The 14693-nt window shown below is 39.7% G+C and carries 12 protein-coding genes and 5 tRNA genes; 16 read left to right on the top strand and 1 reads right to left on the bottom strand.

Features of this window, described 5'->3' with window-relative positions:
* Positions 1 to 46 precede the first annotated feature (46 nt).
* The 8 genes from murB to tuf all read left to right on the top strand — a co-directional run bounded on the left by murB (position 47) and on the right by tuf (position 4576).
* Entirely contained in the window at positions 47 to 1078 is a 1032-nt protein-coding gene (gene murB / locus H4J38_RS10245; RefSeq protein ID WP_182131674.1) for a UDP-N-acetylmuramate dehydrogenase, read from the top strand.
* Positions 1078 to 2052 carry a bifunctional biotin--[acetyl-CoA-carboxylase] ligase/biotin operon repressor BirA gene (gene birA, locus H4J38_RS10240; RefSeq protein WP_182131673.1) on the top strand — a complete coding sequence of 325 codons (975 nt, stop codon included), beginning with the start codon at positions 1078 to 1080 and terminating at the stop codon, positions 2050 to 2052. The genes murB and birA overlap by 1 nt, the downstream gene beginning before the upstream one ends.
* Entirely contained in the window at positions 2049 to 2783 is a 735-nt protein-coding gene (locus tag H4J38_RS10235; protein WP_182131672.1) for a type III pantothenate kinase, read from the top strand. Before birA ends, H4J38_RS10235 begins: the two co-directional genes overlap by 4 nt.
* A gap of 134 nt (positions 2784 to 2917) precedes the next feature.
* Positions 2918 to 2993 (top strand) — tRNA-Thr (locus tag H4J38_RS10230).
* 35 nt (positions 2994 to 3028) lie between these two features.
* Positions 3029 to 3113 (top strand) — tRNA-Tyr (locus tag H4J38_RS10225).
* A 29-nt stretch (positions 3114 to 3142) separates the two neighbouring features.
* Positions 3143 to 3217: transfer RNA gene (locus tag H4J38_RS10220), tRNA-Gly, on the top strand.
* Positions 3218 to 3233: 16 nt separating this feature from the next.
* Positions 3234 to 3309, top strand: a tRNA-Thr gene (locus H4J38_RS10215).
* A gap of 82 nt (positions 3310 to 3391) precedes the next feature.
* Entirely contained in the window at positions 3392 to 4576 is a 1185-nt protein-coding gene (tuf, locus tag H4J38_RS10210) for an elongation factor Tu (RefSeq protein ID WP_182131671.1), read from the top strand.
* 526 nt (positions 4577 to 5102) lie between these two features.
* Here the strand turns inward: tuf and H4J38_RS10205 are convergent.
* A complete protein-coding gene (locus H4J38_RS10205) occupies positions 5103 to 6065 on the bottom strand; it encodes a 2OG-Fe(II) oxygenase (protein WP_182131670.1) in 963 nt (320 codons plus the stop codon).
* Between the two features lie 274 nt (positions 6066 to 6339).
* Between H4J38_RS10205 and H4J38_RS10200 the strand changes: the two genes are divergently transcribed.
* From H4J38_RS10200 to rpoB, 8 genes are all read left to right on the top strand, one after another.
* Positions 6340 to 6416: transfer RNA gene (locus H4J38_RS10200), tRNA-Trp, on the top strand.
* A 108-nt stretch (positions 6417 to 6524) separates the two neighbouring features.
* Complete coding sequence (gene secE, locus H4J38_RS10195; RefSeq protein ID WP_182131669.1) at positions 6525 to 6908, top strand: preprotein translocase subunit SecE; 384 nt, start codon at positions 6525 to 6527, stop codon at positions 6906 to 6908.
* A gap of 9 nt (positions 6909 to 6917) precedes the next feature.
* Positions 6918 to 7502 (top strand): transcription termination/antitermination protein NusG, encoded by a 585-nt coding sequence (nusG, locus tag H4J38_RS10190; RefSeq protein WP_182131668.1) that lies wholly within the window; start codon positions 6918 to 6920, stop codon positions 7500 to 7502.
* Positions 7503 to 8020: 518 nt separating this feature from the next.
* A complete protein-coding gene (gene rplK / locus H4J38_RS10185; protein WP_182131667.1) occupies positions 8021 to 8449 on the top strand; it encodes a 50S ribosomal protein L11 in 429 nt (142 codons plus the stop codon).
* A gap of 3 nt (positions 8450 to 8452) precedes the next feature.
* Positions 8453 to 9148 (top strand): 50S ribosomal protein L1, encoded by a 696-nt coding sequence (gene rplA, locus H4J38_RS10180; protein ID WP_182131666.1) that lies wholly within the window; start codon positions 8453 to 8455, stop codon positions 9146 to 9148.
* Between the two features lie 300 nt (positions 9149 to 9448).
* Positions 9449 to 9943 carry a 50S ribosomal protein L10 gene (gene rplJ, locus H4J38_RS10175; RefSeq protein WP_182131665.1) on the top strand — a complete coding sequence of 165 codons (495 nt, stop codon included), beginning with the start codon at positions 9449 to 9451 and terminating at the stop codon, positions 9941 to 9943.
* 102 nt (positions 9944 to 10045) lie between these two features.
* Entirely contained in the window at positions 10046 to 10408 is a 363-nt protein-coding gene (rplL, locus tag H4J38_RS10170; RefSeq protein ID WP_081151025.1) for a 50S ribosomal protein L7/L12, read from the top strand.
* Between the two features lie 198 nt (positions 10409 to 10606).
* Positions 10607 to 14635, top strand: coding sequence for a DNA-directed RNA polymerase subunit beta (rpoB, locus tag H4J38_RS10165; protein WP_182131664.1), 4029 nt, complete (start codon positions 10607 to 10609; stop codon positions 14633 to 14635).
* Positions 14636 to 14693 lie beyond the last annotated feature (58 nt).

The following is a 14693-nucleotide window of genomic DNA, read 5'->3' as shown; positions in this document are numbered from 1 at the left end:
TAGCTATTTTTGCGTACAATAGAACAAATCTTTAATAGTCACTGTTATGAAAATACGTACCAACTTCTCCTTACAAACGTTCAATAGCTTTAATGTACCTGTCGTAACGGCTGAAGTACTCTTTCCATCGACTTTAAAAGAGCTCGCTGAAATATCAATTGAAAAAGCCGCGAAGTCTTACATTCTTGGCGAAGGGACTAATACCTTATTTTGTCAAGAGAATGCACCGACTATTATCAAGCCTAGCCTAATGGGTATAGAGGTCACTGAAAGTGATGAATATTTTCAGGTCAGTGCGGCTTGCGCGCAAAATTGGCATGATTTGGTGGTGTTTTGTATTGATAGTGGTATGTACGGTTTAGAAAACTTGGCTTTGATCCCCGGTAGTGTCGGTGCCGCACCTGTGCAAAATATTGGTGCTTATGGCATTGAAGTCAGTGATTTTATTGAACGTGTAACTTGGTTTGATTTTGTTCAACAAAAGCTGATAAGTTTTACCAACGCTGAGTGTCAATTCGGTTATCGTAACAGTATTTTTAAACAAACATTAAACGGTAAAGGTATTATTACCCATGTGCATTTTTTATTACCAAAAGCATGGCGGGCAGTAGACAGTTATCAAGGGTTAAACGACCTCGCGTTCCCGATAACTCCGCAGGCAATAATGGCAAAAGTTATACAGCTTCGCCAAGCAAAGTTACCTGAGCCTAAACAATTACCTAATGCGGGTAGCTTCTTTAAAAATCCCATCATCAATGAAGATTTTTTTAACGCTCTACAGCAAAATTATCCTCAAATGCCTTTTTATCGGCAACCTAATGGTGAAATAAAATTAGCTGCTGGTTGGCTAATTGAGCAAGCAGGGCTTAAAGGTTATCGCCATGAGGGTGTCGGTGTGCATGAGAATCAAGCCCTAGTGATCATTAACTATGACAGTAAGCATGGCCAGCATATTGTTGCTTTGTCGGCCTATATTCAGGAAAAAATTATGGCTAAATTTAACATCCACTTGGTGCCTGAAGTGCGGTTTATCGGTGAAGATGGTGAGCTAAGTATTGCAAGCACAGGGTGTCAATAATGAAAGCAATTCGTGAGCAGTTGATAAAAAAACTGGTTAAAGGTGAGTTTTTGTCTGGCCAAGCTTTAGGAGAAGAATTAGGTGTCAGCAGAGCGGCAATTTCAAAACATATTAATGCCTTGCAGGAAATGGGTTTTGATATTTTTAGTGTCACAGGTAAAGGTTATCGCTTAGCTCAGCCGATAGAACTGCTTAATGAAAACCTGATAGTGGCACAATTAGCCGAGCAAAATACCAGCGCGAAAGTAGAAGTGCATAACTTAATAGATTCCACCAATAGTTATTTAATGCGCCGTTTACCTAACCAAAATGTGCCGGGTCAAGTGTGCATTGCCGAATATCAAAGTGCTGGTCGAGGGCGAAGAGGCCGACAATGGATTTCTCCTTTTGGCTCACATATTTATTTATCTATGTATTGGTATTTAGAACAAGGCATGTCAGCTGCCATGGGTTTAAGTGTTGTTGCTGCACTAGCGGTGAGTGATGCTATAAAATCACTATACGAAGTTGATGTTGAATTGAAGTGGCCAAATGATATCTATTATAATGGCGTAAAGCTTGCGGGTATTTTAATTGATCTTGAAGGACAAGCGATGGAGCCCTGCCATTGTGTTATTGGTATTGGCTTAAATATTAAAATGCCAGAAAAAAGTGCAGGATTAGTCGATCAACCTTGGATTGATTTATCGAGTGCACTGGGTGTCGACATTGATCGAAATGTTTTAGCGGCAAACATTATTTCAGCGTTGCTTAAACGATTAAAAGTACATAGTGAAACAGGCATTAACACTATGGTGGCACAGTGGCAAACACAAGATTTTTACTTTAATAAGCCTGTTGCTTTAATTACCGGTGAAAAAGTTACTCGAGGTATTTGTCGAGGCATTAATGCACAAGGCGCATTAATGTTAGAGGTTAATGGCCAAGTTAGTCCGGTATACGGTGGTGAAGTTAGCTTAAGGCCTGGGCTATGAGATTATTAGTTGATGTTGGTAATACACAGGTAAAATATGTCTTTCAAGCGCTCGAGTGTGCTGCGCCACTTTCTGAAATTGTTTATCTCGATTATCAGTCATTTCAAGCGCAGTTGTCGCAAGGAAATTTTTCACATGTTAGCGAAGTGTTTCTTGCTAACGTTCATGGTAGAGAAGTTTATGATGCCATTGAGCAGTGGACTGTTCATAACAATATTGCCTTTGAACAAGTACACAGTTCAGCAAAAGCGTTTGGTGTAACTTCATCTTACCAGCAACCAGAGCGACTAGGAGTTGATCGCTGGTTGGCTATGATAGGGGCGAAGCAGCTTTATCCAAAACAGAATTTACTTATTATTGATGCGGGCACCGCGACGACAGTTGATTTGTTAGATGCAAACGGGCAACATCATGGCGGTTGGATAATGCCAGGCGTACAAACGCTTTTTAATAGTTTATTAAGCCGTACCCATCAAATTATTGCCACACCAAAAGCTATTGCAAGTTTATCATTTGGTATGGACAGTTCTAATTGTTTGAATCATGGCAATTGGGCAATGACCATAGGTGCAATTAAAGAAGCTATTATCCAAGCGGATAGTTTGTTAATACTCGACAAAATACTGATAACAGGTGGTAATGGCAAAGAAATTGCTAATCTAATAACTGATAACTGTCAGTTAGAGCCTAAGCTAGTATTTCATGGTTTAAGCTGTTTTCAAGCCAGCTAAGTACTAGAGCGTACAGTTAAATAATTGCTATTGTGTGTAAAAAACCATCAAACGCATAAAAACATGCTTTTTTTTGCATTTTGCTGTTGCAAGCTAGAAAACATTACTCTAGAATTCGCACCACTTAATGTAGTGCCGACTTAGCTCAGTTGGTAGAGCAACTGACTTGTAATCAGTAGGTCGCCAGTTCGACTCCGGCAGTCGGCACCATTAATACATTACTTGTAATGTGGAAAATAAAATTTGGAGGGGTTCCCGAGTGGCCAAAGGGATCAGACTGTAAATCTGACGGCTCAGCCTTCGGTGGTTCGAATCCACCTCCCTCCACCATTTTAACAGAGATAATCTGATAGAATTTAGCGGGTGTCGTATACTGGCTATTACCTCAGCCTTCCAAGCTGATGAAGCGGGTTCGATTCCCGCCACCCGCTCCAGTCTTTATAGAGAAATGCTGATATGGCTCAGTTGGTAGAGCGCACCCTTGGTAAGGGTGAGGTCGGCAGTTCGAATCTGCCTATCAGCACCACTTCTTCTTTAGACCTTCTATAGATTAATCAATGTTTAACACAATAAATTAATTTATTTAATGTACCCAGAGGTATTTTAAGATGGCTAAAGCAAAATTTGAACGTAATAAACCGCACGTTAACGTTGGTACTATTGGTCACGTCGATCACGGTAAAACAACACTAACAGCCGCTATCTCTGCGGTATTAACTAAAGTTCACGGTGGTGAAGTTAAAGACTTCGCACAAATCGATAATGCTCCTGAAGAGCGTGAGCGTGGTATTACTATTAATACTTCTCACATCGAATACGATACAGCTGCACGTCACTACGCCCACGTAGATTGTCCTGGCCATGCTGATTACATCAAAAACATGATCACCGGCGCTGCTCAAATGGATGGTGCTATCTTAGTAGTTGCTGCTACAGATGGTCCTATGCCACAAACACGTGAGCACATCTTGTTATCACGTCAAGTTGGCGTTCCATACATCATCGTATTCATGAACAAATGTGACATGGTTGATGATGAAGAGTTACTAGAATTAGTAGAAATGGAAGTTCGTGAACTTCTTTCTGAATATGACTTCCCAGGTGATGATTTACCGGTAATTCAAGGTTCAGCACTTGGCGCTTTACAAGGCGACGAGAAATGGGAAGCGAAAATCATTGAACTTGCTGACCAATTAGATACTTACATTCCAGAGCCAGAGCGTGCAATCGACGGAGCATTCATCATGCCTATCGAAGATGTATTCTCAATTTCAGGTCGTGGTACAGTAGTAACTGGTCGTGTTGAACGTGGTATCGTTAAAGTTGGCGATGCAGTAGAAGTTGTTGGTATCCGTGATACACAAACATCGACTTGTACAGGTGTTGAAATGTTCCGTAAGCTGCTTGACGAAGGTCGTGCTGGCGAGAACTGTGGTGTTCTTTTACGTGGTCTTAAGCGTGAAGATGTAGAACGTGGTCAAGTACTATGTCAACCTGGTTCAATTTTACCTCACACTAAATTCGAATCAGAAGTATACGTGTTATCGAAAGATGAAGGTGGTCGTCATACGCCATTCTTTAAAGGCTACCGTCCACAGTTTTACTTCCGTACAACGGACATCACAGGTGCTGTAGAGCTTCCTGAAGGTGTTGAAATGGTAATGCCAGGCGACAACTTGAAGTTTGTTGTAGAGCTTATCAACCCAGTAGCGATGGACGAAGGTTTACGCTTCGCAATCCGTGAAGGTGGTCGTACAGTTGGTGCTGGTGTTGTATCTAAAATTATCGCTTAATTTTAGTTCACACTAGCACTTAAAAAAGACGCTTCGGCGTCTTTTTTGTTTTAGTGAATAAAGTGAGTGAGTTGCGCGAGTTGAGTAGTGAGGTGTGAGTCGTAAGATAGGTGCAGGTGTTGTATCTGCTCTTACCTTAACGAATTATCGCTTAATTTTAGCTCACACTAGCACTTAAAAAGACGCTTCGGCGTCTGTTTTGTTTTGATGAACAAGGTGAATAAGAGATGTGAGTAGTAAGTCGTAAGATAGGTGTAGGTGTTGTATCTGCTATTACCTTAACGAATTATCGCTTAATTTTAGTTCACACTAGCACTTAAAAAAGACGCTTCGGCGTCTTTTTTGTTTTGATGAACAAGGTGAATAAGGGATGTGAGTAGTAAGTCGTAAGATAGGTGCAGGTGTTGTATTAGCTCTTACCTTAATGAATTATCGCTTAATTTTAGTTCACACTAGAGCTTTAAAAAATATAAAGTAGCTGTGATTTCTAGATTTGGTACTTATCACTACTGGTAAATTTAAGAAATTATAGAAGACCAGATCTCAGCCAAAAAGGTTTATCTCTAAACCAGAGAGTTACAATCCATTTTTCACCCGCTGTAATCTCGTTCCCCCGATGGATGCTGGTAGTATCTCTGTTTTTTAACGCATCACAATTATCAAAAATGAGCACTTTGTTTTTTTCAGGAGTAACAGAGATAAAAGGCGCTTTAAATTCTGTTTCACCACCAGTAAAATTGTCATTTAAATAGAAAATTGCTGTTTTTACTCTTTGGCCGAATTGTTCTATATGTTTTGTTATTTCTTCTGTATGTGGATATATATGGTCATAATGCCATTTGTAGTATTGTCCCGGTTGATATCTTAATACTACAGGAGGCTCAGCAAATGAAATATCAAGGCCAGTGGCTTTAGCGAGTAAGTTTTCGAGTAGCGCTAAAGGCACAGAGCCATTTGGCAGGGGAGTAGGGTAATGGGTATTGTTTCTAATGCTTTGGTTTTTGCTGTCTTTCCCTTCACCGCCAAATAAAGAAACGTCTTTTAGAAGCGGGCCACAGCTTTGTAATATTTCATCTAATTGCACAGAAGCAATAGGTATGTTGCAAGTATATTTATGATCCCCTATGACAGTAGCATCAGGGATATTTTCTGCAATAGTGTGTAACTTGACAAGTAGCTTTCTCTGCCTAATCTCGCAAAAGTCACTAATAATATTTTTTGAATCAATTAGAGCTTGCTTTACTTCACTACTAACCTGATGATCGGTAAAAGTATCAATGTTCAAGTAGTTTTCAATAGCGGTTAACGCTGGGGTGCTCCACTTTATGTTTGCGGCAATTGCCAAGGCGAGTTCAAATAATGAACAATCACTTCTGATGGAATGAACTAACCAAAGATTTGAAAAATTAGCGTTGCTGTTAGCTAGCTTAAACACTGTTTTTGGGGCTAATTTGCCGAAGTGTTTATCTTCCAGTAATTCTAAAAGCATAGGGTATCAGTTATTCTCAAATATCAAAGGCTCAAAATATCTAATATCAGAGCGAATATCAATGATTATCAATTATAGGCACCTAACACAACTAATTTTAGTGTTTACAGAGTGTAGCGGCTATTAATATTGCTAACACTTAGTAGATCTTTAGATAACTGTAAAATAGTCCTTGAGTATAATATTTTGGTTAGTATAATAGCGCCTCACTTCTAGAGTCTCTCTTAATTCCCAAACAACTAAGAATCACTCGGTAAGTGTAAGTACAAATTGAAGGGGTATAGTTCCAATTGGTAGAACAGCGGTCTCCAAAACCGACGGTTGGGAGTTCGAATCTCTCTACCCCTGCCATTTTTGAGTAAAGTGCTTATTAGTAAAATGATAGGTGTTTTAGATTTTAACCTCGATAACCTCGGGGTGCTTTGTCTTAGATTAGACGCGTAATTACAGGTAGTAGATATGAATGCAAGTACTGAAACTGAACCAAGTGGTTCATTTGATTTTTTAAAGTGGAGCGTAATCGTTTTACTATTAGCTGGCGCTGTGGTTGGTAATTATGTTTTTGCTGAACAATCAATTCTTGTGCGCGCCATAGCGGTAGTTGCCGCTATTGTTGTTGCAGGGCTCGTAGCTATGCAAACAGTTAAAGGTCGTACTGCTGTAGCATTTGCTAAAGAGTCACGTACTGAAGTACGTAAAGTCGTTTGGCCAACACGTCAAGAAGCAGTACAAACAACGGGCATAGTATTAGTGGCAACATTAATTATGTCGTTATTACTTTGGGGGTTAGATTCAGTTCTTTTCTGGGTAGTAGGATTAATTACTGGATTAAAAGTAGGTTAAGGTACCGTCATGACTGAAGAAATTACAAATACAGATGAGCCTGAAGTAGAAAAAAACAATAATCCTAAATTACGTTGGTATGTTGTACAAGCGTTTTCAGGTTATGAAGGGCGAGTACAAAAAACATTGCTTGAGCATATTGGTATTCACGCTTTAGAAGAAAAGTTTGGCGAAATTCTAGTGCCAACTGAAGAAGTTATCGAAATGCGTGCGGGGCAAAAACGTAAAAGTTCACGTAAATTCTTCCCAGGCTATGTATTGGTTCATATGGAATTAGATGATGAATCATGGCATTTAGTTAAAAGTGTACCGCGTGTTTTAGGCTTTATTGGTGGTACTAAAGAAAGACCAGCACCTATTACGCAAAAAGAAGCTGATCGAATTTTACAGCGTCTTGAAGATACTGATAAGCCTAAACCTAAAACATTATTTGAGCCAGGCGAAGTGGTACGCGTTATCGATGGTCCTTTTGCTGACTTTAATGGTGTTGTTGAAGAGCTTGATTACGAGAAAAACCGTATTAAAGTATCCGTACTGATTTTTGGTCGTTCTACACCCGTTGATTTGGAATTTGGTCAAGTCGAAAAAGGTTAGCACTAAATATACCCTAAAAAGCCAGAGTTTTTACTCTGGCTTTTTTATGTGAAAAATTTAAGGTCTGTCGCAGATTCATGGATACACAAAAGAGAAGATACACATCTCTTTCTTAGATGCGCTGCTTTGACCTTTTACTTCTTCTGTTAGCCTCCTTCTTTTCTTCCTGTGCATTATTTTATTATTTTTTACAGGGAGGAAACAATGACAAAGGAATAATCACAGACTTGAGGTGATTTTAAGGCAAGTTTTATTTATACCCAATTGATTAATTATCGGCTAAAGTCCAGATGTCAGAACTTTTGTTACTCTTACCGTTTTCTACCCCTCCTATTCGATCACTAATAGCGCTCTACGCTCTTTTTTTATACAAATGTAATAACTGATCTTGCACAACTACCTTCGAATAATATATAATCCGCTGCCGATTTTATCTGATGAAGAGAAAATCGATTTTTTGTTAACGGGGAGCTGATTTAATTATCAGCGTTAGAACCCATACTATAGGTATTAAAACCATGGCTAAAAAAGTCACAGCTTTAATCAAGCTACAAGTTGCTGCTGGCGCAGCAAACCCGTCACCGCCAGTTGGTCCTGCACTAGGTCAACACGGTGTTAACATCATGGAATTCTGTAAAGCGTTTAACGCAAAAACAGATTCTTTGGAAAAAGGCGCTCCAGTTCCAGTAGTTATTACTGTATATGCTGATCGTTCTTTTACATTTGAAACAAAAACTCCACCTGCTGCTTATTTACTTCTAAAAGCTGCTGGTGTTAAGAGTGGTTCAGGTCGTCCTAACACTGATAAAGTTGGTACTGTTACTACAGCACAACTTGAAGAAATTGTTAAGATTAAAGAAACTGATCTTACTGCTGGTTCTATGGAAGCTGCAGTGCGTACCATTGCGGGTTCTGCTCGTTCAATGGGTTTAGTGGTAGAGGACTAATCAATGACTAAATTATCAAAACGCACTCGTCTTATCCGTGAAAAAGTAGACGTATTAAAAGAATATGACATCACAGAAGCTATCACTTTACTTAAAGAACTTGCTACTGCTAAGTTTCGTGAAAGTGTAGATGTTGCTATAAATCTTGGCATTGATGCTCGTAAATCAGATCAAAACGTACGTGGCGCAACTGTGTTACCAAACGGTACTGGTCGTGATGTTCGTGTTGCTGTATTTACGCAAGGCGTTAACGCTGATAAAGCGAAAGAAGCCGGTGCAGACATCGTAGGTATGGAAGATTTAGCAGAACAAGTTAAAGCCGGTAAAATGGATTTTGACGTTGTAATTGCTACGCCAGATGCTATGCGTGTTGTTGGTCAACTAGGTCAGATTTTAGGTCCACGTGGTCTAATGCCTAACCCGAAAGTTGGCACAGTTACACCTGACGTTGTTACTGCTGTAAATAACGCAAAAGCGGGTCAAATCCGCTACCGCAATGACAAAAACGGTATCATCCATACTACGATTGGTAAGGCTGATTTCGACGATGCTAAATTGCAGGAAAACCTTGAGTCATTATTGGAAGCGCTTAAAAAAGCAAAACCAGCTAATGCTAAAGGCCAGTACATTAAGAAAATTTCTGTTTCAACTACTATGGGTGCCGGCGTTGCCGTTAACCAAGCTAGCTTGACACAATAGTTTTCAGTAAAGTGTCGAAAATCGATACTTTACAAGGGTGAAATTGTAGACTATAATTTCGCCCCTTAAATTTTGGTAGGTGTTGTCTAGTTATTAGCATGTATTTGCTTTAGACAACCCCGTCAAAGACCGTAGGAGCTGAGACGATTCTTCGTTAAAAGCTTAATTTTTCCTACGTAGATGGTGATTACCCAGTATTTCCTAATTCTGGTCCTCGCCGTAACGGCCTAAGCGAATATTAATTTGCTTAGGGATAGTAAATACCGGTTTTATATTGCCGGTGAACCAGGAGTAAAGCCAATGGCTATCAATCTTGATGACAAAAAAGCAATTGTTGCTGAAGTTCAAGAAGCTGCCAATGGCGCTCAATCAGCTGTAGTCGCGGATTCACGCGGTGTTTCAGTTGAAGCAATTACTGTATTACGTAAGCAAGCACGTGAAAACGGCGTATGGATGAAAGTTATCCGTAACACGTTAGCACGTCGTGCATTACAAGGTACTAACTTTGAATGTGTTACTGACACATTAGTTGGTCCATCATTAATTGCATTCTCAAACGAGCATCCAGGTGCAGCAGCACGTTTATTCACAGATTTCGCTAAAACTAACGAAAAATTTGAATTAAAAGCAGCAGCATTTGAAGGTAATGTAGTAGACGTAAACATGTTAGCTAAGCTACCAACTTACGACGAAGCAATTGCACGTTTAATGAGCGCTATGAAAGAAGCATCTGCAGGCAAACTTGTCCGCACAATTGCTGCAGTACGCGATCAGAAAGAGCAAGAAGCTGCTTAATAATTGTTTACCTCTTAATGATAAGAGCACAATTTGCACTTTTTGTATTTATAGTTATTTATAACAGTCAAAAAGACTGTTACTTAAAACAGGAAATTTAAAATGTCTATTTCTAAAGACGATATCCTAAACGCAGTTGCTGAAATGTCAGTAATGGACGTTGTTGCACTAATCGAAGCAATGGAAGAGAAGTTTGGCGTATCTGCTGCAACTGCTGTTGCTGCTGCTGGTCCAGCTGAAGCTGCTGAAGAAAAAACTGAATTTGATGTAGTAATGACTAGCTTCGGCGAGAAGAAAGTTGCTGTAATCAAAGCCGTTCGTGGCGCAACAGGTCTTGGCTTAAAAGAAGCTAAAGATCTTGTTGAATCAGCTCCGAAAGCGATTAAAGAAGGCGTTGACAAAGCTGAAGCTGAAGAGCTTAAGAAAACTCTTGAAGAAGCAGGTGCTTCTGTTGAGATCAAATAGTCTGTTTTTAAACAGATTATTTGCCTGAAAAGGCAATGGCTGGTGATTTAAACGTCACCGGCCTTTTTGCGCTAAAGAAAGTGGTTTTTTTTTGAACCAAAACAGTGCATTATTTGATGCTTGATAAAAAAAGTATCACTGCAATATCCTGTCTTTTTAAAGGCAGATTCGGCCATAACCAGCAAGCTGAGGAACCCCATGGTTTACTCTTACTCTGAAAAGAAACGTATTCGTAAGGACTTTGGTAAAAGTGTGCAAGTAATGGATTATCCATTCTTGTTATCAATCCAACTCGAATCTTTCCGTAAGTTTATTGATATTGATCCAACTGGTGAAACAGGCCTAGAGGCTGCATTTCATTCTATTTTTCCAATTAAAGCTTATTCTGGTAGCTCAGAATTACAATATGTAAGCTATCGTTTGGGCGAACCGTTATTTGACGTTAAAGAATGTCAAATTCGCGGTATAACCTACTCTGCGCCATTACGCGTTAAATTACGTCTAGTAGTTTATGATAAAGAAGCGGCGGCAGGCACAGTAAAAGATATCAAAGAACAAGAAGTATACATGGGTGAAATACCATTAATGACTGACAACGGTACGTTTGTCATCAATGGTACTGAGCGTGTTATTGTTTCTCAATTACACCGTTCTCCAGGTGTGTTTTTCGATCACGATAAAGGGAAAACGCATTCATCAGGTAAAGTGTTATATAACGCCCGCGTTATACCTTACCGTGGTTCATGGTTAGATTTCGAATTTGATCCAAAAGATAACTTATTTGTTCGTATTGACCGTCGTCGTAAATTACCGGCGTCAATAATTTTGCGTGCTTTAGAGTACTCAACAGAAGAAATTTTAGATATCTTCTACGATACAACAGATTTTACGATTAAAGGCGATAAGTTAGTAATGGATTTAATTCCAGAACGCTTACGTGGTGAAACAGCTACTTTCGATATAAAACTGCCTAAAGGTGATGTTTTAGTTGAGCAAGGTCGTCGTATTACTGCTCGCCATATTAGATCACTAGAAAAAGCTAAGCTTGAAAAGCTAGAAGTACCTGCGGAATATATTGTAGGCAAAGTACTTTCTAAAGCCTATATCGACAAATCTACCGGTGAAGTGATAGCTGAACCTAATGCTGAAATCACGCTAGAAATGCTAGCTGAATTAAGTCAAGCAGGTCATAAAGTACTTTCTACTTTATATATGAACGAATTCGATGTTGGTTCATATATGTCAGACACACTTCGTGTAGATAACTCAACCAACCGATTAGAAGCGTTAGTTGAAATTTACCGTATGATGCGTCCTGGCGAGCCACCAACAAAAGACGCTGCAGATACGTTATTCAATAACCTATTTTTCGCACTAGAACGTTATGACTTATCAACGGTAGGTCGTATGAAGTTCAACCGTCGTGTTGGTAATGCTGATGATGTAGGTACGGGTGTATTATCTAAAGAAGATATCATTTCAGTAATGAAAACTTTAATCGGCATTCGTGACGGTAAAGGTGAAGTGGATGATATTGATCACTTAGGTAACCGTCGTATACGTTCTGTTGGTGAAATGGCAGAAAACCAATTTCGTGTTGGTTTAGTACGTGTTGAGCGTGCTGTTCGTGAACGTTTAAGTCTTGGTGACTTAGATGCGATCATGCCACAAGATTTAATTAACGCTAAGCCGATTTCTGCTGCCGTTAAAGAATTCTTTGGTTCATCACAATTGTCACAATTTATGGACCAAAACAACCCGTTATCAGAAGTGACGCATAAGCGTCGTATTTCTGCTTTAGGGCCGGGTGGTTTGACACGTGAACGTGCTGGTTTTGAAGTACGTGATGTTCATCCAACTCATTATGGTCGTGTTTGTCCAATTGAAACACCGGAAGGTCCAAACATTGGTTTGATCAACTCGTTATCGTGTTATGCACGTACTAACGATTTCGGTTTCTTGGAAACACCTTACCGTAAAATCGTTGATGGTTTGATCACTGATGACATAGATTACCTTTCTGCAATCGAAGAAGGCAACTTCGTGATTGCACAAACTACCGCTGAAGTTGATGCGGATGGTAAATTGGTTGCAGGCTTAGTAGCTTGTCGTCATAAAAACGAATTTACCCTAATGTCTGCTGAACAAGTTCAGTATATGGATGTTTCACCACAACAAATCGTATCTGTGGCGGCATCACTTATTCCGTTCCTAGAACACGATGATGCTAACCGTGCCTTGATGGGCTCGAACATGCAACGTCAAGCAGTACCTACATTAAGAGTGGATAAACCACTTGTTGGTACGGGTATGGAAAAAATTGTTGCTGTTGATTCAGGTGTAACTGTTGTTGCTAAACGTGGTGGTGTTGTTGCTTACGTTGATGCATCACGTATCGTTGTTAAAGTTAATGAAAATGAAATGCACGCTGGTGAAGCGGGCATTGATATTTATAACTTAACTAAATACACCCGTTCAAACCAAAATACATGTATCAACCAACGTCCATTGTGTCGTATGGCTGAACCTGTAGTTCGTGGTGATGTTTTAGCTGATGGTCCTTCTACCGATATGGGTGAATTGGCGCTTGGTCAAAACATGCGTATTGCTTTCATGCCTTGGAATGGTTACAACTTTGAAGATTCAATGTTGTTATCTGAGCGTGTAGCTACTGAAGATCGTTTCACTACGATTCATATTCAAGAATTAACTTGTATCGCTCGTGATACTAAGCTTGGCAGCGAAGAAATTACGGCTGATATTCCAAATGTTGGCGAATCTGCATTATCTAAATTAGATGAAGCGGGTGTTGTTTACATTGGTGCTGAAGTTAACGGTGGCGACATTTTAGTGGGTAAAGTTACTCCTAAAGGTGAAACACAGTTAACGCCAGAAGAAAAACTATTACGTGCAATCTTTGGTGAAAAAGCCGCTGATGTTAAAGACAGCTCTTTACGTGTTCCTAACTCCGTGTCTGGTACTATCATTGATGTACAAATCTTCACCCGTGACGGTGTTGAAAAAGATGCTCGTGCTGTTGAAATCGAAGAAATGCAACTTAAACAAGTTAAGAAAGACTTGGGTGATGAGTTCAGTATTCTAGAAGATGGCATTTACGCTCGTGCGAAGAAATTATTATTAGGCTCAGGTTTAAATGAATCTGATCTTAACAGTATGTCTCGTGATAAGTGGTTAGTTCAGAACTTAGCTGATGAAGGTCAACAGTCAGAGCTTGAACAAATCGCTGAACAATATGACAACATAAAAGCTGATTTTGATAAGAAATATGAAGTTAAGCGTCGTAAAATCACACAAGGTGCAGATTTAGCACCGGGCGTATTGAAAATAGTTAAAGTGCATTTAGCAGTTAAGCGTCGTATCCAGCCAGGTGATAAAATGGCCGGTCGTCATGGTAACAAAGGTGTTATTTCAAACGTAGTACCTGTTGAAGACATGCCTTACGATGAGCACGGTGTTCCAGTTGATGTAGTACTTAACCCATTGGGTGTACCATCACGAATGAACATTGGTCAGATCCTAGAAACGCATTTAGGTATGGCAGCACGTGGTATTGGTGAAAAAATTAACCGCATGTTGGAAGCTCAGCAAGAAATTCATAAATTACGTGAATTCTTGAAAGAAGTTTACAACTTAGGTGAGTCTCGCCAAAAAGTCGATATTGATTCATTCTCTGATGATGAAATTATGCGCTTAGCGGGTAACTTACGTGCAGGTCTTCCGATTGCTACACCAGTATTTGACGGTGCGAGCGAGAAAGAGATTAAAGACTTATTTAAACTTGCTGATATGCCTGAAAGTGGTCAGTTCACGCTTACTGATGGCCGTACTGGTCGTAACTTTGAGCGTCCAGTAACTGTTGGTTACATGTATATGTTGAAACTAAACCATTTAGTTGATGACAAAATGCATGCGCGTTCTACGGGTTCATACTCGCTAGTAACACAACAACCATTGGGTGGTAAAGCACAGTTTGGTGGTCAGCGTTTCGGTGAGATGGAAGTATGGGCACTTGAAGCTTATGGTGCGGCTTATACCTTACAAGAAATGCTAACGGTTAAATCTGATGATGTTAACGGTCGTACTAAGATGTATAAAAACTTAGTTGACGGTGATCATCGCATGGAACCAGGCATCCCTGAATCATTCAACGTATTGTTGAAAGAAATTCGTTCGTTGGGTATCAACATCGAATTGGATCAGGACTAAGCTAGCGCAGCTACATTGCTGATATTTAGCAGACGCTGAAAGTCAGTACAGGGAGAGA

It is taken from the genome of Colwellia sp. BRX10-3, from assembly GCF_014077505.1.
Classification (GTDB): domain Bacteria; phylum Pseudomonadota; class Gammaproteobacteria; order Enterobacterales; family Alteromonadaceae; genus Cognaticolwellia.
The sequence above is the reverse complement of the archived record's forward strand: the minus strand, read 5'-3'. Positions and strand labels throughout refer to the sequence as shown.